This is a genomic window from Chamaesiphon sp. (assembly GCF_041738855.1).
GTDB lineage: Bacteria > Cyanobacteriota > Cyanobacteriia > Cyanobacteriales > Chamaesiphonaceae > Chamaesiphon.
This window is the reverse complement of record NZ_JBGSPA010000084.1, coordinates 22767-43569: the sequence shown is the minus strand read 5'-3', so window position 1 is coordinate 43569 and position 20803 is coordinate 22767. Positions and strand designations below refer to the sequence as shown.

Annotated in this window: 24 protein-coding genes and 1 tRNA gene; 18 read left to right on the top strand and 7 right to left on the bottom strand. The window is 45.2% G+C overall.

Going from position 1 to position 20803, the window contains the following annotated elements; translation table 11 throughout:
* Nucleotides 1–86: 86 nt before the first annotated feature.
* The gene (locus tag ACEW9I_RS08545; protein ID WP_373539925.1) at nt 87–1766 is read right to left on the bottom strand and encodes a Mu transposase C-terminal domain-containing protein; all 1680 of its coding nucleotides are present in this window, start codon (nt 1764–1766) and stop codon (nt 87–89) included.
* 263 nt (nt 1767–2029) lie between these two features.
* Between ACEW9I_RS08545 and ACEW9I_RS08540 the strand changes: the two genes are divergently transcribed.
* A complete protein-coding gene (locus ACEW9I_RS08540) occupies nt 2030–2818 on the top strand; it encodes an ABC transporter permease (RefSeq protein ID WP_373539924.1) in 789 nt (262 codons plus the stop codon).
* A gap of 109 nt (nt 2819–2927) precedes the next feature.
* Entirely contained in the window at nt 2928–3710 is a 783-nt protein-coding gene (locus ACEW9I_RS08535) for an ABC transporter permease (RefSeq protein WP_373539923.1), read from the top strand.
* Nucleotides 3711–3825: 115 nt separating this feature from the next.
* On the opposite strand, the gene ACEW9I_RS08530 is transcribed toward ACEW9I_RS08535, so the two are convergent.
* The gene (locus tag ACEW9I_RS08530) at nt 3826–4185 is read right to left on the bottom strand and encodes a 4a-hydroxytetrahydrobiopterin dehydratase (protein WP_373539922.1); all 360 of its coding nucleotides are present in this window, start codon (nt 4183–4185) and stop codon (nt 3826–3828) included.
* Nucleotides 4186–4306: 121 nt separating this feature from the next.
* On the bottom strand, nt 4307–5182 hold the full coding sequence (locus ACEW9I_RS08525; protein ID WP_373539921.1) for a polysaccharide deacetylase family protein: 876 nt from the start codon (nt 5180–5182) through the stop codon (nt 4307–4309).
* 465 nt (nt 5183–5647) lie between these two features.
* Between ACEW9I_RS08525 and ACEW9I_RS08520 the strand changes: the two genes are divergently transcribed.
* Complete coding sequence (locus ACEW9I_RS08520) at nt 5648–6394, top strand: dienelactone hydrolase family protein (RefSeq protein WP_373539920.1); 747 nt, start codon at nt 5648–5650, stop codon at nt 6392–6394.
* An 88-nt stretch (nt 6395–6482) separates the two neighbouring features.
* Nucleotides 6483–7376: a S1 RNA-binding domain-containing protein gene (locus ACEW9I_RS08515; RefSeq protein ID WP_373539919.1), complete on the top strand. Its 894-nt coding sequence runs from the start codon at nt 6483–6485 to the stop codon at nt 7374–7376.
* A gap of 832 nt (nt 7377–8208) precedes the next feature.
* On the opposite strand, the gene hflX is transcribed toward ACEW9I_RS08515, so the two are convergent.
* From hflX to ACEW9I_RS08500, 3 genes are all read right to left on the bottom strand, one after another.
* Nucleotides 8209–9894, bottom strand: coding sequence for a GTPase HflX (hflX, locus tag ACEW9I_RS08510; protein ID WP_373539927.1), 1686 nt, complete (start codon nt 9892–9894; stop codon nt 8209–8211).
* A gap of 112 nt (nt 9895–10006) precedes the next feature.
* On the bottom strand, nt 10007–10402 hold the full coding sequence (locus ACEW9I_RS08505; RefSeq protein ID WP_373539918.1) for a type II toxin-antitoxin system VapC family toxin: 396 nt from the start codon (nt 10400–10402) through the stop codon (nt 10007–10009).
* Nucleotides 10399–10629, bottom strand: a complete 231-nt coding sequence (locus ACEW9I_RS08500; protein WP_373539917.1) for a DUF2281 domain-containing protein — start codon at nt 10627–10629, stop codon at nt 10399–10401. The genes ACEW9I_RS08505 and ACEW9I_RS08500 overlap by 4 nt, the downstream gene beginning before the upstream one ends.
* A gap of 203 nt (nt 10630–10832) precedes the next feature.
* On the opposite strand from ACEW9I_RS08500, the gene ACEW9I_RS08495 reads away from it, so the two are divergent.
* From ACEW9I_RS08495 to ACEW9I_RS08475, 5 genes are all read left to right on the top strand, one after another.
* The gene (locus ACEW9I_RS08495; RefSeq protein ID WP_373539916.1) at nt 10833–11258 is read left to right on the top strand and encodes a hypothetical protein; all 426 of its coding nucleotides are present in this window, start codon (nt 10833–10835) and stop codon (nt 11256–11258) included.
* A 97-nt stretch (nt 11259–11355) separates the two neighbouring features.
* Entirely contained in the window at nt 11356–11790 is a 435-nt protein-coding gene (locus ACEW9I_RS08490) for a hypothetical protein (RefSeq protein ID WP_373539915.1), read from the top strand.
* Nucleotides 11791–11876: 86 nt separating this feature from the next.
* On the top strand, nt 11877–12128 hold the full coding sequence (locus ACEW9I_RS08485; protein WP_373539914.1) for a hypothetical protein: 252 nt from the start codon (nt 11877–11879) through the stop codon (nt 12126–12128).
* 5 nt (nt 12129–12133) lie between these two features.
* Entirely contained in the window at nt 12134–13618 is a 1485-nt protein-coding gene (gene gltD, locus ACEW9I_RS08480; RefSeq protein WP_373539913.1) for a glutamate synthase small subunit, read from the top strand.
* 66 nt (nt 13619–13684) lie between these two features.
* Complete coding sequence (locus ACEW9I_RS08475) at nt 13685–13894, top strand: hypothetical protein (RefSeq protein WP_373539912.1); 210 nt, start codon at nt 13685–13687, stop codon at nt 13892–13894.
* A 185-nt stretch (nt 13895–14079) separates the two neighbouring features.
* Here the strand turns inward: ACEW9I_RS08475 and ACEW9I_RS08470 are convergent, their stop codons facing one another.
* Nucleotides 14080–14763, bottom strand: a complete 684-nt coding sequence (locus tag ACEW9I_RS08470; protein WP_373539911.1) for a Uma2 family endonuclease — start codon at nt 14761–14763, stop codon at nt 14080–14082.
* A 112-nt stretch (nt 14764–14875) separates the two neighbouring features.
* Between ACEW9I_RS08470 and ACEW9I_RS08465 the strand changes: the two genes are divergently transcribed.
* The 9 genes from ACEW9I_RS08465 (at nt 14876) to ACEW9I_RS08425 (ending at nt 20759) form a co-directional block, all read left to right on the top strand.
* Nucleotides 14876–15250 carry an SDR family NAD(P)-dependent oxidoreductase gene (locus tag ACEW9I_RS08465; protein WP_373539910.1) on the top strand — a complete coding sequence of 125 codons (375 nt, stop codon included), beginning with the start codon at nt 14876–14878 and terminating at the stop codon, nt 15248–15250.
* A 219-nt stretch (nt 15251–15469) separates the two neighbouring features.
* Nucleotides 15470–16036 carry an SDR family oxidoreductase gene (locus ACEW9I_RS08460; protein ID WP_373539909.1) on the top strand — a complete coding sequence of 189 codons (567 nt, stop codon included), beginning with the start codon at nt 15470–15472 and terminating at the stop codon, nt 16034–16036.
* Nucleotides 16037–16181: 145 nt separating this feature from the next.
* The gene (locus ACEW9I_RS08455) at nt 16182–17489 is read left to right on the top strand and encodes a leucine-rich repeat domain-containing protein (protein ID WP_373539926.1); all 1308 of its coding nucleotides are present in this window, start codon (nt 16182–16184) and stop codon (nt 17487–17489) included.
* A gap of 4 nt (nt 17490–17493) precedes the next feature.
* The gene (locus ACEW9I_RS08450; RefSeq protein ID WP_373539908.1) at nt 17494–17634 is read left to right on the top strand and encodes a hypothetical protein; all 141 of its coding nucleotides are present in this window, start codon (nt 17494–17496) and stop codon (nt 17632–17634) included.
* 51 nt (nt 17635–17685) lie between these two features.
* Nucleotides 17686–17758, top strand: a tRNA-Ser gene (locus ACEW9I_RS08445).
* 202 nt (nt 17759–17960) lie between these two features.
* Nucleotides 17961–18326, top strand: coding sequence for a transposase family protein (locus ACEW9I_RS08440; RefSeq protein WP_373539907.1), 366 nt, complete (start codon nt 17961–17963; stop codon nt 18324–18326).
* Complete coding sequence (locus tag ACEW9I_RS08435) at nt 18221–19021, top strand: hypothetical protein (protein ID WP_373539906.1); 801 nt, start codon at nt 18221–18223, stop codon at nt 19019–19021. Before ACEW9I_RS08440 ends, ACEW9I_RS08435 begins: the two co-directional genes overlap by 106 nt.
* Before the next feature lie 393 nt (nt 19022–19414).
* Entirely contained in the window at nt 19415–19942 is a 528-nt protein-coding gene (locus tag ACEW9I_RS08430) for a PIN domain-containing protein (protein WP_373539905.1), read from the top strand.
* Nucleotides 19943–20072: 130 nt separating this feature from the next.
* A complete protein-coding gene (locus ACEW9I_RS08425; RefSeq protein WP_373539904.1) occupies nt 20073–20759 on the top strand; it encodes a hypothetical protein in 687 nt (228 codons plus the stop codon).
* The last annotated feature ends 44 nt before the right edge of the window (nt 20760–20803 follow it).

Genomic DNA, 20803 nt, shown 5'->3' with positions numbered 1-20803 from the left:
AGCTCTAACAGCGTGTAGAGTATTAATTGGGCGTAAGGGAGAATGGTGTTCACTGTTCTCATCAATGTTTTTCCACGCCCTTTTTCTCATATTTTCAACCCCTTGAATAGTAGAGCTAATATACTAGTGCAAGATGTGAGTTTTCTTATTTGTTTTTCCCGTTCCTTCCATTCTCTCAATGAAAGCCGAGATTCCTTTAAATCTCTGGAACGAATAACTCCTAAATACCTCGATGGTTGACCATCCTGTTCGAGAGTATAGACTAGTACTTTGACAATGTTGCTCGGATCGTACCTGATCGTTACTTTGCCATCATATTTGTCCAGGAAATTAATACTTTTATCATTGTATTGATAGCCATTCTCATCACGTTTAAACCCAGCACCATATATCAAATTTTCAAAGACAATACATCCATGTTGGTGAACTGTTTTCTCTTTGCCCTTCATCAGGCAAACATCTAACTTTCGATCATCTTCTATGCGTCGAGGTTCACCACCAGGAAGCCCATTCCACCACCGATTTAGGGATGTTTGATTTTTAATTCTCGGATACAAATGTTGGTTATGATTATCGACAAAAAAGCGTACTAATTTTCGATCGTATTCCTCATACATCATGCAGGCATATTTTTCAGCATTTTCTGGACGCTCCTTAATGGTGCCACCTTTGTATCCTGGCAGTAGTGATGAGAATTCATCCTTAATTCCACGAAAAAGTCTCTCAACAATCCCACCCTGTTCCTTATGTAAGCGCAACCGAAGTTTAAACCCTAGCTCCATCGCAACTCGTCTGAAATGCCCAGAATTAAATTCCTTGGCTCGATCGGTCACAATATATTCTGGTAAGCCACAAACTTCCCATTCCTTTTGGAGTTCATACTCAGCTCCATATTGTTTCGGTAAAATAGCATGACGCAAAGCTAAAGCCACCTCATGAGAACCTGCCGACATAAAACTGAGATAGTAACCCATGATGCAACTGGAGTAGCTATCAATTACAGAAGTAATCCAGACACAGCCCACAACATTATCATCAGCGTCTACTAGTAAGTTGTCTAATTTGGTATGGTCTATTTGCCAAACTTGATTGCTTCGCTCAACTACAATATCTTCTTGAACATTATCCTTATCGATAGTTTTGATAACGATACCTGGCCCTTGTCCTAGATTCTTTTTCGGCTTTTTCTTCTCTACTAAAGGATTGAGAACACTGTATACGAATCCGATCGATGGATATTCACCCTTATCCTTTGCCAATCCTAGCTCGTCCACCGCATGACCCTTCACCTGATTGAATGTCTGGCTACGACTCATTCGTCTGCCATTTTTATTGCCGCGCTTATAGGTCGTAAGAATGAAGTCAGTCCATTCAGCAACACTTTTCCCCTGCCACTGCTTAGATCCTCTCTGCTCACCTGCATCAATGCGTGTAAATCTAACTAATGAAGCTAATCCTTCTTGCTCCACTCGTTCGAGCAGTCGTGTCACTGTGCGCGGATGCACTTCTAATCGATCGGCCCAGAGTTTGATTTTCTCCCTACGTTTGTGTGTCGGAGCTTGTTTAATATCCTCGACGGCCTGGACGCGCCGCATTATTTTCTCTCGATCTTCTAAATCTTCTAACAGACTCTCAAGAATGAGTCGCTCCGGTGTATTGGCTGACTCGATCGCAATTGCATCGCTGCTTTTGGAATACCGCTCAACGGAGGTTTGTTCTTTACTAGGAAATTCATCCTGTGCTTCTGGTGTATGCTGTAATGACATAGCAGTTTGCAGGGAAAAGGCATTTATCTATGTTAGAACTTTTCCATCACTTTTGGGAAAAAGGCAAATATCTATTTAATTTTCTAAGTAGAGAAACAGGCGATCTTCAATCGCTACAATCCTTTGCTGACTTGTCTTTGAGCCATTATTTATGGCGTGGCAGTAATTATGTAATGTGGACAAATAGCTCTGAAATGTACAGATGTTCATCATCATCTCTTGACATCAAAACTGTGCCGCTGAGGATTTGTATAATTGGAGTTATGAAACGATTATTTAAAATCTCCAGATCGCTCCTAGTGACCTACTACGCCTACATGTTAGAGTATCGGGCGGAATTGCTGTTGTGGGCACTTTCAGGGTCGTTACCGTTCATTCTGATGGGCGTGTGGACTGAAGCTGCACAGCAGGCTGACTTTGGGTTGTCTTCGATCGAGTTTGCTCGGTATTTTCTCGCTGTCTATTTAGTGCGACAACTTACTGTTGTCTGGGTAATTTGGGACTTTGAGCGCGAGATTGTCGATGGGAAGCTGTCATTTCGATTGTTGCAACCGTTAGATCCAGTTTGGCATCATATTTGGTCGCATGTTGGCGAACGGTTTGCCCGCTTGCCATTTATTTTTGGATTGGTTGCTTTATTTTTCTGCTTGTATCCAAGTGCCTTTTGGTTGCCAAGTTTGGGTACTTTAGGACTATTTACAATCGCGAGTGTTTGTGCATTTGCGCTGACTTTTCTGATTCAATATACTTTAGCGATGTTTGCATTCTGGACTGAAAAAGCTAGCTCGATTCAGGAGGTAGTATTTTTAGTCAATCTCTTTTTGTCAGGGGCAATCGCTCCACTGGAACTATTTCCCCCAGAAATTAGATCGATCGCCTTTTGGACGCCATTTCCCTATATTATCAACTTCCCCGCTAGTATTTTGACTGGGCTAAAAGTCGATATCACTCAAAACTTTGCAGTGATATTTGGGTGGATGGTAGTCTTGGCGATCGTCAATCGCTGGCTATGGCGCAAGGGTTTGCGACAGTATTCAGGAATGGGAGCATGATAGTTGATAGTTGATAGTTGATAGTTGATAGTTGATAGTTGACTAAATAAGTGTCGATCTCAAAAAGCCTAAAACCTCAAGCCTAAAACCTCAAACCTCAAGCCTAATTATGTATAGATATGTAAATATAGTTCAGCTTTTTTGGAGAACGGCGATCGCGGCAGAGTTGGAGTACCGACTCAATTTTGTCTTTGCAGCGTTGAGTAGTTTGGGTGGGCTGGCTGGTAGTTTATTCAGTCTGTTTTTGTTTTATCAAAAAGGCTATAACTTTCGAGGCTGGACATGGCAGGAAGCATTAATTGTAGTGGGGATTTTCACGTTTTTAGAGGGGTTTTCTAGCACGTTTTTAGCTAGCAATCTCAATCGAATTGTCAAGCACGTTCAGGATGGAACGCTGGATTTTGTGTTGCTCAAGCCGATTAGTTCCCAATTTTGGCTCTCTTTCCATAGTTTCTCATTGTGGGGACTGCCAGATATGCTGTTTGGCTTAGCGATTGTCTTATATGCTGGCAGTCTGCTGGGTGTCGGGGTAGGTGCTTATCTATTGAGCGCGATTCCGATCCTATTTGGCGTGACGATTATTTACAGCCTGTGGTTTATTCTGGGTGCCACAAGTATTTGGTTTACCAAGATTTATAATATCACTGAGGTATTGCGGGGTTTGCTGGCGGCGGGACGGTTTCCGATCGGGGCTTATCCAGCGACGTACCGCTTCTTTTTTACATTTGTGATTCCGGTGGCATTTTTGACAACGGTGCCAGCGCAGACGCTGCTCGGACGGGGAGAGCTGGTGTGGATTGCGGCTGGAGGCTGTTTGGCGGTGGTGTTGTTGGTGGTGTCCAATTACTTTTGGCGATTTGCACTCAGGTTTTATACCAGTGCTTCTAGTTAAATTAATTGATAATTGATAATTGGGTTTTTAGGATGAGGATTCAAGCCCCCATCCCAAAAATCTCGCTCTCTTGATTCGCTAAACCCTCGGCAGAGCCGAGGAGCGCGAATCGCTGTCAACTGTCAACTGTCAACTGTTTAAAGATCGCGTCGGTCTTGGTTGCCATAATGAGATCGTTAAGATGCAAACCACCGACGGTATGCGTCCACCATGTCACCGTTACTTTGCCCCATTCTGTCAAGATGGCGGGGTGATGTGATTGGGCTTCGGCTAGCTCACCGATAGCGTTAGTAAATGCAAGTGCAGTCTGAAAATCTTTAAATTGATACAGTCTTTCGATCCGTTGTTCGCCGTTGACTTCAAACTGACACCAATCGGGAATTTGGGGTTGGAAGGCGTCGATTTCTGATTGAGAAATCGCCACTTCGCCGCCACCGCAGGGGACACACTTTTGTTGAGTTAAATCGGTCGCCATCAAACTCTCCCTAATGCTTTTACTATATGATAGTCGATCGATTTAGCGGCTGTTTGATAGGATTGTTATCTACTCTCCCCGCCGCCTCGATCCTCATCGCCACTAGCAATCGGGACGATGCTCAACTAGCGGCTAGGGGTGCTGAGACGGCTGATGACAGTACTAGTAGTTCGGGGACTGTTACAAACTGATAGCCTTGGGCGCGAAGTTGGGCGATGATTTGTGGGACGGCTCGGGCGGTATTGGCGTGAGAGCCACCACCATCGTGCATGAGGACGATGCCCCCAGGGGTTGCCCCCGCCAGGATGGTTTTGACCATGGCTTCTGGCGATGGACGCTGAGGGTGACTATCACCGGAATCGACAGACCACATATTAATCGACTTATTTTGTGTTTGGGCGTATGCTACCAGACCGTTGGTGAGGACGCCACCTGGTGGTCTGAAGTAGTCAGTTTCGACATTGAGCACTTCTTTGATGATTTTGGCGGTATCTTCGATTTCGCGTTGAGCCACTAGAGGACTCATCTGTTTGTACCAATGGTGGAGCGTATGGTTGGCGATGACATGACCGTCAGCCAACACCTTTTTCCCGATTTCAGGGAAAGATTTGAGCGGCTGACCGACCATATAAAAAGTTGCTTTGACGTTTTCTTGCTTGAGAGTTGCTAAGATTTGCTCGGTAGTCTCGGGCCAGGGACCGTCATCGAAGGTCAGCGCAATTACTTTTTCAGCACCAGGCATCGCCGCAGCTTTAATTGTCTTGGCTTGAAAGTTTTTGGGGACATCAAAATTCAGCGGAATGCTAGTAGCAATCGCTGCTGTCACATCGACAGTTTGGGCAATGCCTGTACTAGCAACCAATGTCGTCATGGATATACTACTAAGAATAGTATGTAGTAACAAAAATCCGGCGCAAGAGACTGCGGCAATCGCCACCCACAACACATTCCCCGCTAGTAGTCGCTTCGTGCGATCGAAATACTCACCGTTAGCCAATTTAATAACTCCTGAAATCTATAAAAGGGTCAAAGCTGAATTTGTAATGCTCAGATCGGGACTATCCAGCAGCTCGAATAGTGAATCGGATCTAATTCTCGCGCATCTAGAGTCGCAATATTTGCAGGTACTAAAAATTTCTATTTATGCAAGAGTTATTATGCCCCCGGCGGCTAAATTTAGCTCACTTGTCCTCAGCGATGCCAACTATAGCAATAGCCTAGACAGTTGAGACACTCTGCATTTTAGTCTGCGGCGGCAGACTTGGCACCACGAGCGACGACTTCCAGTCGTTGTCATCTCCTAAGCACTGTGGCGGTTGCTATACATATCAGCCCCAGAGTGTAACTAAAGGCGATCGCTCAAATTGACGATCGGGGGTCGCTCGGCTCAAAGTATCTAGAATAGATGTATGTATTATTATTATTCTTTAGTTCCCGATCGCCAATAGCTAGCTTAATCAAGATGGATCTACTCCCAGTTGTCACCCAACAAGTCCAGATCGAGTCCCAATCCGCCGAAATCTCTGCTTATCTAGCTATCCCTGCTAGAGCTGGTCGATTTCCCGGTATCATAGTACTTCAAGAAATATTTGGGGTCAATACCCATATTCGCGCGGTCACCGAGCGCATCGCCAGCCTGGGCTATGTGGCGATTGCACCTGCTGTGTTCGATCGGACAGCACCAGACCTCAATCTCGGCTACACGGCTGCTGAGGTAGAATTAGGACGTACCTATGCTGGGCAAACTAGTGCGCCACAATTGTTGTCAGACATCCAAGCCGCAATCGACCACCTCAAGACTTTGCCCCAAATTACACCCCATTTTGGCTGTATCGGCTTTTGTTTTGGCGGACATGTTGCCTATTTAGCGGCGACCTTGCCCGATATCGCGGTGACGGCTTCCTTTTATGGGGCGGGGATTACTACCTACACTCCAGGCGGCGGCGAGCCATCTGTGAGTCGGACAGGCGCGATCGCAGGTACGATGTATATGTTCTTTGGTATGGATGATGCTAGTATTCCCCCCGCACAAATCGCCCAAATTGATGCTGCTCTGACCCAAAATAATATTCCCCATCAGATTTGGCAGTATCCAGATGCCCAACATGGCTTCAATTGCGATTTGCGGGAGAGCTACAACTCCACTGCTGCTGAGTCAGCTTGGCAACATGTCGAAGAATTATTTCAACAACTAACTGCGACTCAGTAGATAAATTCAACAAGATCTCCTGAAACTTCGCTGGTGAGCAATTTTTGCCAATGCAACTCACCTTAAACCTATCTCCCTCTCAACTCAAATGAATAAGACTACAAGTACCTCAGCCGAAATTTTTTCAATGGACGACTTCGCCAAAGCTCTAGATGCTGAGGTGGTCAGTTTTGAAAAAGACCAATTAGTGCGAGGTAAAATTCATAGTTATGATAGCGATGGTGTCTATGTAGATATCAATGGTAAGTCGCTAGCATTTGTCCCAGCGGCGGAAGTTGCCGCCGATGAATCAGCAGATTTATCGACATTATTACCCATCGGTGACGACCAGGAATTTCTGATCATTCGCGAACAAAATGCTGACGGCCAAGTTACTTTGTCTAAGCTCCAATTGCAGATGAAATATGCCTGGAACCAAGTTGACGACCTCCAAAGCAATAAAGAATCAATCCAACTCCGAGTCACAGGTATCAATAAAGGTGGTGTAACTGTGAACTTCCAAGGGATTCGCGGTTTTGTGCCGCGATCGCAATTAGTCGAAAAAGATTTAGAGTCGCTAGTTGGCACCAGCATTCCAGGGATTATTATCGAAGCCGACAAGGATAAAAACAAGCTCGTCTTTTCTCAGCGTCAAGCTACACGGACAGCTAATTTTAGTCAACTCGAACGCGGACAGTTAGTAACAGGTACGATCGTCGGCATCAAACCCTTTGGTGCTTTCGTGGAATTTGATGGTAATACTGGGTTGATTTATATCAAACAAATCAGTCAAAATCGGGTAGAAGCCTGTGAGAAGCTATTCGCGATCGGTCAAGAAATTAAAGCGATGATTATCGATTTGGATGAAGGTAATGGTAAGATTTCTCTATCCACCAGAGTGCTCGAAAATCACCCTGGCGAAATGTTGGAAAACATGCCGGAAGTGATGGCATCTGCTGAAGCCAGAAGCGAACGTGCTGCTAAGAAGTTGTTTGGTAATTAAACAGTTGACAGTTGACAGTTGACAGTTGACAGTTGCGGATGCAATCACGCGGAGGATACCTGGCGCATGTGTTGCACCAGCGGCTCGCGCTCCTCGGCTCTGCCGAGGGTTTAGCGAGACAAGACAAGCAGACAGTTGACAGCACGCGACTAAACACATAGTGATTACAATACTTCTCGATTAATCTAAAAACTAGTTAGTCCGCGTAGGCGGACTTTGCACCACTAGCGGCGACTTCAGTCGCTAGCAGTTCTTAAACGAGAAGTATTGATAGCGATTATTCAGATAAAAATACCAGCAGACCGATCTGCTGGTAAATGAGCTGTGTTGGGAGGAGAAAACTCGTTCCTTAGACTCTGACAAAAACTGGTGCCGGGTCGCAATCGACCTCTGTAATGGCGGTTAGTGCTGGATTTAAAGCTTGTTGTTGTTCTCTTATTAAGAATTGTAACAAACATCTTGCGAAAACGCAACAAATTTCCCCTAAACTTAATTTAGGCGATCGGGAATGGTGGATGGTGGATGGTGGATGGTGGATGGTGGTGAGAACGGAGCATCATCGCTCAGATCGGCACCGCCTGAAATTTAGAAATACTTATTTATAGTAAAAAAGTAGAGGAGTCGATTGTCAAACTTCTATGCTTACCGACTCCTACACTCTCAAAGAAACCACCCTGTATGCTCTTCGGAAACTACATGAATTAGTGTCCTGTCAAGTACAGATGACAATAGCTTAACCTTTATGGTCATCATTCCAAAGCGTAAAAGGTAACTAAAAAGTTAGCTTTCAAGGTGTGTAGCTAGTGTATCTGCGGGGGGTACTGACAACTCTTCAACCAGGTACCGTATAGGCGATTAACTGTCCGAGCCGTTGGCGTAGTGTCTCTAGACTCAGCCGCTCGGAGGCAGAGATAAACACCGCATTGGGAAATTCTTCCGCAGCTTGAGTGAGTCTGTCACTATCCACTCGATCGATCTTATTAAACACGATCAGGGATGGTCCTGGGGCGATCGGCATCTCACTCAATATCCCCATTACCGAGCGAATGTGGCTGTGCCAAGCAGGATGGGAAAGATCGATCAGATGAATCAGCGCATCGGCTTCGGTCACTTCCTCTAGTGTGGCACGGAAGGCATCCATCAACGGCGGTGGTAACTCATGGATAAAACCAACCGTATCGGTGAGTAATATTTGCCGCAAGTCTCCACTATTACTCGCTGGTACCTGGAAGCGACGAGTCGTCGGATCGAGGGTCGCGAATAGTTGGTCGGCGATGTAGACTTCGGAATTAGTCAGCGTATTGAGCAGGGTAGATTTGCCCGCATTTGTATAACCAACTAGTGCAACAGATGGGACATCATGATGCTGACGTTGGAGCCGCAGCCGCGAACGATGCGCTTGGAGCTGGTTCACGTCCTGCTGTAGCCGCGAAATCCGCTTTTGGATCGTCCGGCGTTCGGTCTCCAATTTGGTCTCTCCAGGACCTCTAGTGCCGATCCCACCACCTTGCCGAGACATGGCTTGACCCCGCCCAGTTAGACGCGGCATCATGTATTCTAGTTGGGCGAGTTCGACTTGCAATTTACCCGCTCCAGATTGAGCGCGTTGAGCGAAGATATCGAGGATTACTTCAGTTCGATCTACTACTCGAATCCCGATTTGAGTTTCGAGATTTCGCCCTTGACTGGGGGAGAGATTGCAATCAAAGACGATCAGATTTGCGCCGATTTTTTGAGCGGCGAGGGCGATTTCTTGGATTTTACCTTCCCCGACAACGGTTTGGGGATGGGGTTTCGATCGTTTTTGTTGGACGGTTTGGAGGACTTCCCCGCCAGCGGTTTGGACTAGTTTGACGATTTCTTCCAATCCATCGTTAAATCGCTGAGTAGTCACATAGTCGGTTTTGACACCAACTAATAATACGCGATCGGTTTCATCAGCGACATTTTGATTCGCGACATCTCGCTCGTATTCCCGCTCGATCCCATCGACCAGATCGAGAAAATCCTGGTCGCTAATGGCATCGAGGCTCAAAGGTGGCGAAATCGTCCAATTAATCTCTGGATGCGGTACCAAGTGAGCGAGATAGGTATCTTGAATATATCCCGTCGCACCACCACCACGCTTTTGAAAGCCGCTACCAGTAATATTCAAAATGACCAGCGCATCCAGTCGCTGGATCGCCATCGCGGTGAGCGCGCTCTCACTGGGGATTTCTGATTTGAGCTGAGTCGAAATACACCGAATCCCACTCAACCGTTCTGCACCATAACGGGGTAATTCTAACGGTGGAATTTGAGTTTGACCAGGGGTACCCACACCCAAACGGATAATCTGACCGCGCCGATTGACGTAGACGCTAACTGGGTCGCGGATTTCCGCACTAATTGCCGCTAACTTTTGAGCGAATTCTGGCGTAGTCAGTCGATCGCCTGGAAGCCTCTCATTATATAGCTTCCGCAGTTGTTTGATCTGATTGGATTTTAATCCTTGTAAGTTGCCGTAAATTGTCTCGATATGCTCTATTCCTAACGCATTATCTCTAGTGTAGTAGTTGGCACAGGGGTTTGACAGTGCTAGCTTGTAAAACTTTGTTAATCACCTAATCTGACGCTGGCAATTGTTGAGATTACCAAATGGTTTTTACATGAGCATATTTCAGAATATTATGGTCACAAGTAATCAGCGGGATATCATATCTTCTCGCCATAGCGACAATAATTCTGTCTGCGGGATCTTTATGAAAATCTCCAGGTAGTTGGGTACTAGAGATTGCATCTTCTGGATTTAGAGCTGCGATTACTATCCCTGAATGGCATTTAGCTAGAGCATACCAATCATCGATCGGCAATGGTAATGATAATTTACCAATGCTATATTTGACAGCTATCTCCCATACCGAAATAGCTGAAACTAAAATACCATTTTGAGGTTCTTCTCGATCGATATACTCTCGCGCAGCATTAGATAAGTGACTTGGTTCGTGCAATAGCCATAACCACACATGGGTATCGATAACAATCATTCACCCAAAGCCGTCCACAAGTCGGTCATCGGCTCGTCAAAATCAGACGCGATCTGAATCGGCATTCCTCGCAAAGGATAACTTTTTGTGGTTGTCTCAGTTACTTTCGCCGCTTGGCTAGCTGCTGAATCTTTACGATCGAGGGAACGAATAAAATCTAAAACGCTTAGTTGCAATGGTTCGGGGATCTTTTCTAGTTCCCGAACGATTGTATCGATCGTACTCATAAGTCTAGCTATCTGGATTAACGTAATTCAATTTTAACACTCTCACAGATGGGCGACTAGAGCTAAAATAACGCCAGCATTGACGATGGTAATTCGGCGTCGAGATTGTTACGGGGATTGAATTCGATCGCAGCAGGTATAATAAGGTAATCACTATTGTTGGTTCAGACAAATAGACTCGATCGATCCCCTATAGGTGCATTATGACTTTCACTCTATTTGGTCGCTGGCAAATTCGAGTTTTGTTATTAGCTACAGTTGGGCTACTATTAACCGTCCTGATGGTAGTCAAATCTAGTCCCGCGATCGCCGGACAAACTTTGCTAACCTTCATCTATCTGGGCTTATTCGGACTAGTCTGGGATTTTGGCTATCATCAGTCACAACGCTGGCGGTGGGATGGCGACTGGAACGGTTTGTTACAGTTTGGGGGTGCAGTGTGGGAAGGGCTGTTTTTGATAACGATTGTTAAGACAATCGGTTTACCTGGTATCGATCGAGCTAGCTTTAATATTCCTGGGTTCATCGGGTTTTATACTAGCTTCAGTCTACTTAGTGCGATCGTCACTCATTCACTCCTGCGGATTTTCTCACCCTATTCGCGCTTCAATGGGGGACAATGGTTTTAGATTAGGTCTTAGGCTTTAGGCTTTAGGCTTTAGGGGTGAAAACTGCGCTCTTAATTCTCACTCCCCGTCTTACCCTTCCTAACTTCCCCTCCTCCTCATGTTAATTCATACTTTTATCACATTTGCCACTGCGATCGTTTTATCGGTGTCTACGTTACTTTTTGCCCCCGCAGCATTAGCGGTTACGCCTATTCCCTTGACGGAGATCGGCTACAAAAATTGTTCGGCAGAAATGTCTAAAGGTGCGGTCAGTAGCGGTGGTGTGACACAAGATGCTGCTTGTTTTTTGATTACTGGTAAAGCTGAAAACAAGTCGGGTAAGACTGTCTACGATGCAGATGTCTACGGACGGATTTATGATGCGGACAATAATAATGTCTTGCCAAATCGGGGACGGGTAGGCTTAATCGAGCAGGTACCACCAGGAATTAATGATTTTGAGATGCGAATTACAGTGCCATCGAGTGCGACGCTGCCACTGCAATTAAAAAAATTTAAAGCTTCGGGATTTACAACTAAAATTAGACAGTAATTAAATTAATTGATAATTGATAATTGATAATTGGGTTGTTAGGGTCATTTTGAAATACCCACCCTAACAACAATCACCTAAAAGCGGTGAAATCCACCGCATGTCCTTCGTTAAAAGTAGCGATGGGGTTGATGACTGCGAGTGGCGATCGCACAGAGCGGCTCCAGTCTCCACAAGAATTATTACAGATCGGTACCTTTTACCAACCCTCATCGCTCGATCGGCTTAAAATTGTGAGCGGCAGTAACTTAAAGATCGCCGTAGTAAAACAGCCCGAGCCAGTTAAATTTCACGATCCAAACCAACCGACACAGATTATTCGATCGACTAGATCTTAACCCCTATGGGAAAACCAACCGGATTTATTGAATACCTGCGCGAAGTCGAAGGTGAACTCGCGCCACTCGATCGCATTCACAACTGGGACGAATTCCACCTCCCGCTGCACGATGAGCAGCTCCGCAACCAAGGGGCTAGGTGCATGGACTGTGGTACGCCCTTCTGCCACACTGGAAACATGGTCGCAGGCATGGCAAGCGGTTGCCCGATTGGCAATCTCATCCCCGAATGGAACGACCTCGTGTATCGCGGACTCTGGCGCGAAGCCCTCGACAGGCTGCACAAAACCAATAACTTCCCCGAATTCACAGGTAGAGTCTGCCCTGCACCCTGCGAAGGCTCCTGCGTACTGGGCATCCACAAAGACCCTGTGACCATCAAAAGCATCGAACACTCGATCGTCGATAAAGGCTGGGAAGAGGGCTGGATCGTCCCCCAACCCCCCGCCAACCGCACGGGTAAGCAGATCGCGATCGTCGGTTCTGGCCCCGCTGGACTCTGTGCCGCCGCCCAACTAAATCAAGCTGGGCACTGGGTAACAGTATTGGAACGTGCAGATCGTCCAGGTGGATTGCTGATGTACGGCATCCCCAATATGAAGCTCGAAAAAGAACAAGTCGTCCTCCGCCGGATCGAGCTACTCGAAGCCGAAGGCATCACCTTCAAATGCAACGTCGAAGTCGGTAAAGATCTCTCCACCGCCGACCTCTTAAACGACTACGATGCCGTCGTCCTCTGCACTGGAGCCACCAAACCCCGCGATTTACCGATCGCCGGACGCGAATTCAAGGGCATCCACTTTGCGATGGACTTCCTCACCGCCAATACCCAAGCGGTATTAGACGGTCAAGAAAATAGCAAATTCATCTCCGCCGCAGGCAAAGATGTCATCATCATCGGTGGTGGCGATACGGGTACAGATTGCGTGGGCACCTCCATCCGCCACGGCTGCAATAGCGTCGAGCAACTGGAAATCATGCCCACACCCCCACTCAAACGCGCCGCTGACAATCCTTGGCCGGAATGGCCCAAGGTCTACAAACTCGACTACGGACAAGCAGAAGCCGCCGCCAAATTTGGGCACGATCCCCGCGCCTATCTCACCACCGCCACCAAATTTGAAGGCGACGAAAACGGCAACGTCACCGCCGTACATACCGTTCAAGTCCAGTGGGAGCGCAACGAACAGGGACAATTTGCCCTCAAACATGTCCCTGGCACCGAGCAAGTCAATCCCGCCCAGCTCGTCCTCCTGGCAATGGGTTTCCTCGGCCCCGAACAGCCGCTCATCGATGCGCTGGGACTAGCGCAAGATCCGCGCAGCAATATCAAAGCCGAGCACGAAAAATACACCACCAATATTCCTGGTGTCTTCGCCGCTGGCGACTGTCGGCGCGGTCAAAGTCTAGTAGTCTGGGCGTTTAATGAAGGTCGCGGTGTAGCGCGTGAGTGCGATCTATATCTGATGGGAAGTACCAATCTGCCGTAGATATTGGATTGTTGTTACAGCAATAGTTATAAACGATCGATCGATAAATACATTGAGGTAAAAAATATGCAAATCTCACTGGAAACTGTGTACGATAATCTAGAAAAGATCGATCGAGTCGATCCGACTACTAGTGCGGTATATCGTCAATCAGCACAGGAAGTATTAGCAGATCCCACCATTAGTTTGGAGTGGCGCAAAGCAATATCCGATCGACTCAATCAAGTCAATCACGAGCTGACAGTTCACGCTCATGTTGATGATGATAGCTATTGAATTAATTGATAATTGATAATTGATAATTGATAATTAAATGTAGTAGCTTGTAGATTGGGTAGAGCGAAGTGAAACCCAACAGCACTAATATTTAAAATCAATAATATTATGCGATTGTTTGCGATCCTCGATCTTTGTGCTTCAGCCCAATCTATTATACTTCTAGAAGATCTACCTTGATGCTTTTAAAAAGACGCTAGACGATCGATTAACTCCTGATGCGCTGGTATGTTAAATTGAGACTGCAAAACCGTTAACACCCGTCCCAAATCTAGATCGATAGTTGCCTCTATATCCAATGCTAACCCAGGAAATATACAACTCTCAATAGTGCCCTGCTCATCTGGAGAGAGTTCGATATATTCCCCTTCTTCGAGACTGAACCAACTAATTCGGCGATCGTAAACTTGCCAGATAATATACTCTTGCACACCATTCCGGCGATAGACTCTTTTCTTTTCATAGAGATCGTAAGCCGCACTACTAGCGGCAATTTCGATAACTAATTCTGGCGCACCTTCTAGATAGTCATCGTCACTAATACTCGACTGTCCACCACGCGATCGATCGATCCTCAATACTGCATCTGGTTGAGGTTGATTATCTAGATCTAATCTCACTGTCGGATTATCTACAAATTCTACACCAGGAGTAGCCGACGCATAAACCCCCAACCACCCCATCATAATTCCATGCGGTTGAGCGTGAGAATGATATCTTACATCTGCTGCTAAGTAGACAACTCCTTCAATTAGTTCTACTTTCTGTGATTCTGGCAGCAAAGCCGAGCGTCGCTCGAATTCTGCGCTAGAAAGCCTATCGCCATTTTCCAAAAATAACGGGATCGATCGAGTTGGGGTCTTAACCATAGTTTTTTCCAGCAACACAATTCAATTGTACATGGACGCTAATGAAAAAACACGCGACAATTCATGCCCAGCTTATAATAAATGAACGATCGCCGCATATCTCAAAAAGTTAATGAGCAATAAATCCCCGCGTTGCGTTGTTTGTAAACAGATATTTAACGATCGACACTGGTATTATCATCAACTTTGCCAATCCTGCGGCGAATTCAATCATCACAAGCAACAAGCAACAGCCGATCTCAGTGGCAAAATTGCGGTAGTTACCGGAGCCAGAATGAATATCGGTTATGGCGTGTGTTTGCGATTATTGCGATCGGGTGCCACAGTAATTGCTACTACGAGATTTCCCTATCATGCAGCGCAGAAATATAGTCAGGAAATTGACTTTGAGGCGTGGCGCGATCGGTTACAGCTCTATCCCCTCGATCTGCGAGATTTAGCGAGAGTAGAAGCATTTACACAGTATCTGATTTGTGTGTATTCCTAGATAGATATTATCGTCAATAACGCCGCTCAAACTATCCGCCGTCCTCCCGCTTATTATCGACATTTAATCGAGCTAGAATCTCAACCTATAGCCAAATTAGCACCACAATTACAATCTCTAATCGCCACTCCCGAATCTAGTTTAGTTAGATCGAATATCGATACTAGTTTAGTACCAATCCAATCGATCGAGCTGGTAGCTGGATTATCTCAAATTTCGATGCTGCCTGAAGATGAGGTAGATCCAGCATTGTTTCCGATCGATAAATACGATCGCGATGGCAACCAAATCGACTTGCGATCGATTAATAGTTGGTTGCTTCGAGATGATGAAGTAAGTATCGTCGAATTATTGAAAGTTCATGTCGTCAATGCGATCGCACCATTCGTAATTAATAGTAGGTTGAAAGCAATGATGAATAGGCGATCGAATACTAATAAGTATATTATCAATGTATCATCCCAAGCAGGCAGATTTGAAGGTGTAGATAAACCCTGGCGATATCCACATACGAATATGGCAAAAGCCGCGCTCAATCAAATGACGCGCACCTGTGCCAAAGAATACGCCAAACATCGCATTTTTATGAACGCCGTCGATCCAGGTTGGGTTAGTTTTCAACATCCACATCCGATCTCTACTGAAATGATCGATCGAGGTACGGAGCCACCATTTACAATTATCGATGCTGCCGCCCGAATTTGCGACCCGATTTGGACAGGATTACATACAGGAAATAATCAGTTTGGGCGGCTATTTAAAGATTATCAAATTGTTCAATGGTGATTGAATAAATTAAAAATCTGTAGGGGCGGGTTTATGCTAGCAATACCTGTAACTCAGCCATGATATTAAAACAAACTCGCCCAACCCCACTAGTAATTAACAAAGATCGCAGGAGCTATAAATAATGACACCAACAGAATTATAAATAATAATCGATCGAGCCACTCAAGATCGATCGACTCATCTAGATCTCTACCAAAAACAACTATATGAGCTACCAAGATCGATCGGCAATCTTACCGATTTAGTCAGCCTCCGATTGACTGACAATCGCCTAATTACTCTACCAGACTCGATCGGCAATCTCACCAAATTACGCGAATTGCGACTATACAAAAATCAGCTTCGCAATTTACCAGATAGCATCGCCAATCTCCAGAATTTAACCTGGCTGAGTTTGAGCCTCAATCGACTGACTGTATTCCCTGAAAGTATTACCGCGCTGACTAATTTGACAGGATTGCTATTGAATGGTAATCAAATGGTAGTATTGCCGCAAAGTATTAAAAAGCTGACTAATCTCACCCATCTAGACATTACTGGTAATCCACTGATGGATCTATCGGTACTGCATAGTCTACCAAATCTAAGAACGGTTAAATTCTGGGGTATAAATTTACCTCGCAAATATTGGATCGAGATAAGGTTGCTACCTTCAGCTTTAAGAATAGTCGATCGCGAGGTCGTCAAACTTGAAATTAAAAATGATAAGCTCAACGAGCTTGTTGGTAAATCACTGATTAAACTACCTAGAGATTTACAAAAATGTTTGCTAATAGAAATTAATAAACATATCTCACAATCTCATCTTCACTTATCAAAAAACAACTTAACTTCTCTTCCCTTCGAGATCGGTAAATTGACCCAGTTGACTTGTATAGAGTTAAGCACAAATAAATTAACCTCTCTCCCTGCAAGTATCGGAAACCTAACTAAGCTGAGTCATCTGGATTTACGGGGTAATCAATTAACTTTCTTGCCTAGTAGTATCGACAATTTAACCAATCTCACCCATCTGTATCTTGGCGGCAATCTCTTTGATTTTTTACCAGATGCGATCGGTGAAATGAGCAAACTAACTCATCTACACCTCAATGCCAATTATTTGATATCATTGCCAGAAAGTTTCGCGAAACTTTCTGGGCTGATAGAATTAAATCTTAGTAGTAACAATCTCAGCAGTCTGCCGCTCCATCTCGATACATTGACTAAACTGAAGAGACTAGACTTGTCTCAGAACACACTTACTGAGTTACCAAGTAATATTGGTCAGTCGATCGATCTAGTTCATCTCAATTTAAGCGGTAATCAATTGACTTCACTACCGAACAGTATCAGACTACTACGCGAGTTGACAAGTTTGGACTTATCAGGAAATCCGCTTACCGATCTATCAATTCTCCAGCATCTACCCAAATTACACTGGATACATTTTCTGGGGAGATATTTATGAGTCGATGGTATTACTAAAAATGACTTGTCCATCTACTGGACATATTCACGTCTTGCGCGTACCGCCAGAGATGACAAGTGCGGAGGCGGCGATTACCTGGGTAAATCATGGCATTCATCCTGACAAATTTATAATCCAGACATGAATCGATCGATTTGACAGCTCGAACTACCACCCTCTGTTAGGATCGATTTGTGATGGTATAGCTTAATTGGTGAAAGCGTCTGTCTGCTAAGCAGGTGATGATAGTTCGAGTCCATCTGCTGTCACACTAACAACGTAGTTTAATTGCCAAAACGCTGTGGAGTATACCCAGTCATGCAGGTGCGAATCCTGCCGTTGTTGTCTTCTGCTAAAATCTATATTGTGGCAGCATAGTTTAATCATCGGTGAAAATACCTCCCTCTCACGGGCAGGGCTGATTCATTCCCAAGGGAGGTAAAATAGCAAGTGGGAAGGGGATAGAAAAAAATGACCACAAATTTAATCGAACAACTCAAGCTTGTAGAAGATTTTAGAACAACAGATGGACGGAGGCATCCATTATGGTTGGTATTACTATTTGTAATCATGGAGACAATGAATGGAGCATCAGGATATAGAGCATGTGGAGATTTTGTGAAAAGACATCAACAAGAACTAATTGAGACATTTGGAATTTCCCGACATGGAGTACCGTCATATTCAACGATTCGACGGGTGATGATGGGAGTAAATATTGTTCTCCACCCTTGGGGTCAACCCCAGATGATAGCCACCCCGATACAATTTGGGAATCTGCACAGAAAGGGAACCCCACACCTGCCTGTACAACTGAGGGTGTTGACAATATTCTAAAAGCCTGGAACAAAAAGGCTAAAAAAGATAAAAGTGCTATCCCAACCGAGCAGAAGGAACGGGAATCTGCTAGTGGCAAACTGTTAGAAATTGCCAAAATAGCTACTTACTTCCATACCTCAGACAAGATAGCCTACGCTGATGTCTCGATCGATGGCAACCGACACACCTATTCTGTTCGCTCCAAGGCTTTCAGACTATCGCTATCTGGTGAATATCTCGATCGCACTGAGAAAGGAATCGGATCGCAGACACTTCAAGATACACTCTCGACCTTAGAAGCGATCGCCATTTTCCGAGGTGAAACCCGCGAGGTTCATCTAAGAACAGCCGAATACCAAGGGAAAATTTATCTCGACTTGGGTACTGATGACTGGAAAGCGATCGAAGTCGATTCATCTGGTTGGCGGTTGTTATCCGACCCGCCTGTTCGGTTTTGGCGACCCGATTCGCTACTACTCCTACCCATTCCGGTTACTGGTGGAAATCTCGATGAGTTGAAGGATTTGCTCAATGTGGATGGTTCATCATGGACGCTAATCGTCACATTCCTACTCTTCTGTTTCTGTCACGATAAAACATACCCCGTACTGGTTCTATCCGCCCACAGGGGGAGCGGGAAAACAGCAGCAGCAGAAATCATCAAAGGGCTAATCGATCCCAATACTTCTCGTTTAAGAACTGCTAGCGACTGAAGTCGCCGCTAGTGGTGCAAAGTCCGCCTACGCGGACTACGCGGACTAACTAGTTTTTAGATTAACCGAGAAGTATTGTAATCGATCCTGGTAAGGCGGCTCTAATCAAGCTTCAGAACGACACCCATAAGTTAGCTGCAGCAGCTACCTGCCGTCATCTGATGGTCTATGACAACGTGAGTCATATTAGCCCCGACCAATGCGATGACTTATGCCGAATTGCGACGGGATTCGGCTTCAGCACTCGGACTCTGCACACCACCGATGAGGAAACTACCTTCGAGTTAACCCGACCTCAAATCATTACCTCGATCTATTCTCAGAATTCTTACAAGCCGAAGGATTCTACGAAGACGAATACATCCAGGAATGTATGACCGAGATCGCAAATAAATGATTACAGCCGTCATTGATTCCTGCATAATTTTCGGGATGCCTTTGTGTGACACCATGCTCAGAGCCGCAGAAGCAAATCTATATCAAATAGTCCTCTCTCAAAAAATAGTTGAAGATGCCACCCGAAATATGGTGCTCAAGGGTAGATTGAAACCAGAGAAAGAAGCATATTATCAACGACAAATTCAAAATGCTTTCCCTGACAATTTTTTTGATGCCCTATTAGAAATTGTTGCAGCCATGACTAACGCCGAAACCGATCGCCACGTTGCAGCCACAGCCATTGTTAGCCAATCGCAATATATTGTGACCTTCAATCTCAAAGATTTCCCTGCGAAATCCCTGCTTGCCTACAATATTGAAGCGATTCACCCAGACCAATTTCTAGAGCTGTTGTGCGATGATTGGGGCGAGAGCCGTTTGTATGACATTATTTACCAACAATCGCTCGTACTGAAAAATCCCAAGATTTCTCCTGGCTTGCGGTTGGCTTTTCCGTTTCCATACCTACATACTATCCGATAATTAATCCGAGTACATATCCGATAGATTAAATTATCCGGTATGTAATCCGACAAATGATAGCTATCCGATATTTGTCGGACAAATAACCGATAACGTGTTATCGTATAAGTATCGAAACATTATCGGATACATGATAGAAGATACTCAAACCAAGAAAACCAGACAGAGCGATAGCCGTATTGACGTTAGGTTTCCCGATGAAATCTATGCAGCGATTAAATTCATCGCGCAGAAAGACGGGGCTAAAATCCACCATCGATCGGGTGAAATTATCCTCACTCCCACCGTCGTCAAATTGATCCGCATTGGCATATCTCACTTATCCGATGATTATCAGATAAGCCTATCTGGTACTAATTTATCGGATAATTTAACCTCTAGAGTAGTCGCGATCGAGCAAGAGTTATCCGACTTGAAAAAGTTGGTGATTACCCTATCCGATCGCTTACCGGACAAGTCAGCCGATAAAGAATCGGATACCGTATCGGATGAATCTTCTTCGATATCGAACGCGAAGCGCGCCGAGGCGGTCGATCGATCGCAACCCTCTCAAGTCGCCACTATCGCCAAAAAACAAAAGCCTGAAGATGAACCCGATTGGGTCAATAACGACAATCGGCGGTTTTATACCAAGCTAATAAACGATCCCGATCTGTTGGCTAAAGTAACTGAATCGATCGAGCTTCACCCGAAAGATAACGCCGATCTAGCCCGATCTCTAGTAAGTATCGGTTTCCAAAAAACAGACGGGACAGCCTTAGAGTCTGCTTCCATGAGTCGAATCAAGAAAGTAGCCAGCCAATTAAAGACCCCATAATCCCTCTAAAACATCCATGTCAGGGTAACTCCGAGATATTAGGC